The organism is Pseudomonas sp. NPDC087614, assembly GCF_044743485.1.
Classification (GTDB): domain Bacteria; phylum Pseudomonadota; class Gammaproteobacteria; order Pseudomonadales; family Pseudomonadaceae; genus Aquipseudomonas; species Aquipseudomonas baetica_A.
Window position 1 is genome coordinate 1 of the sequence record NZ_JBIUWN010000193.1, and the last position, 1,256, is coordinate 1,256.

Here is a 1,256-nt window from a genome sequence, read left to right on the forward strand (position 1 = left end):
TGTGGTGGTCAACTAATTCCGGACACCTCGATAGGTGGTTTCGATGCCATCGCCCGCTCGTAAACGGTCGGCGGCAGATACCCCAGTTTTGAGTGCAGCCGTTCGTTGTTGTAAAACCCAACGATGTACTCAGTGATGTCGCGGATAGCTTCTGCATGGTTGGCATAATCACGTCGCCATACACGCTCCATTTTCAAGCTCAGGAAGAAGCGCTCCATCACCGCGTTGTCCCAGCAGTTACCTTTACGGCTCATGCTCTGCTGCATGTCGTTTCGCGCCAGCAACGCTCTGTAACTTGCGCTCGCGTACTGGCTGCCACGGTCTGAGTGGGCTATCAGTCCTGGTGGCGGCTGGCGCTGAGCGATGGCCAACTGCATCGCGCTACACACCAACTCTGCCGGCATGTTCGGGGCCATGGCCCAGCCCACTATCTTGCGTGAAAACAAGTCCAACACCACCGCCAGGTACAACCAGCCACTGCGAGTGCGGATGTAGGTTATGTCGGCCACCCAAGCCTTGTTTGGCGCCGTTGGGTCAAACTGACGGCCCAATATATTCTCTGCAATCGGCAAGTCATGGTTGCTATCGGTTGTGTGCACAAACTTGCGCTTCCAGGCCGAACGCAGGCCGTTGGCACGCATTAAACGACGGATTTTATAAAGACCGACAGCCATACCTTTGCCGCGCAAAGCATCACGCAACGGGCGGCTACCGTAGCAGCCACCACTTGCAGCAAACGATGCCTTGAGTTGCACAACGACAGGACAGCTCTGCCGAATAGGCGCCTCAGCGCGTTTTTGGGCTTCGTAGAAGCCGGATCGACTGATGCTCAATAAACGGCAGACATACGCCACCGAATACGCCTTCTGTTGCAGCTGCCGAACCAGTCGATACGTTACTTCAGCTCGCGGGCAAAGAAGGCGGTAGCCTTTTTTAAGATGTCGTTATCCACCTTGAGCTGCCGGTTCTCTTGCTCCAGTTGGCGGATGCGCTGCTGTTCAGACGTCAACGGTTTACCGATTCCGGATTGTCCCAGTTGCTCGGCCTCGTACTGCTGCACCCAGCGTCGAACAGCCGTCTCACCAATATTCAGATCCCGGCAGACCTGCGGCACGGTCAATCCCTGATCCTTGATCATCTTCACGACTTGCAGCTTGAAGCTGTCGTCGAATGTTCTGCGTTTGTCGGTCATGAAAAACTCCTCGATAGATGCATTTTCCACCTATCGGGGTGTCCGGGGAAATTAGACCACTACA

The 1,256-nt window shown here is 55.2% G+C and carries 1 protein-coding gene; it reads right to left on the reverse strand.

Translation table 11 applies throughout. From position 1 onward, the window contains the following. Window positions 1-8 precede the first annotated feature (8 nt). Window positions 9-1,192 (reverse strand): IS3 family transposase gene (locus tag ACIOWA_RS28040; protein WP_401162938.1). Its coding sequence is split into 2 segments (ribosomal slippage): window positions 9-928 and window positions 928-1,192, totalling 1,185 coding nucleotides; the frame shifts between segments, so codons are not numbered across the junction. Window positions 1,193-1,256: the final 64 nt, after the last annotated feature.